Annotated in this window: 1 pseudogene; it reads left to right on the forward strand. The window is 51.7% G+C overall.

Annotated features, from left to right (window positions below):
• A pseudogene (locus tag DVK01_RS21185) lies at window positions 1–532 on the forward strand (hypothetical protein); the annotation flags it as partial.

A 532-nucleotide genomic window follows, 5' to 3' on the forward strand; every position in this document is an offset into this window, starting at 1 on the left:
CACGATCCGTCATTCGTAGACATTGAGCCACCGGAGTTCTGGAGTGTTGAGGAAGACGTCAATCCGGATGCAAGCGCGAAACGACGCGTACGTGAAAAGAACCACCGGAAACTGAAACGAGCACTCTACTACGCGTTTGACGGCACAGGTTCTCAGATCAGCTACGTGAATGACTTGCTTGACGACCATCGCGGCGAAGAACTTTCCGAGGAAGACGTGCTGCTTGATTGCACAGAGTACCGTATTGTCTTCAGGGACGTTGCGCGAGCGTCGGACGAACGGACTATCATCGCTTCTGTAATTCCTGATGGTATCGTCTGCACCAACACCCTTCACACGGTCCGTCCCTACGAAATCGATCCCGACGAGGACGACCTATCTAATTCACCGTTGCACTCCGTTTACGAGCGGGTCTTCACTGACGAATCGCTCTTTGCTGCTCTCGGTTTGCTCAACAGTATTCCATTCGACTACCTAATGCGGACGAAAGTAGACACCCACATTGTGATGTACAAGTTCGAAGAATCACAGG

Source organism: Haloarcula sp. Atlit-120R, assembly GCF_003665885.1.
GTDB lineage: Archaea > Halobacteriota > Halobacteria > Halobacteriales > Haloarculaceae > Haloarcula > Haloarcula taiwanensis.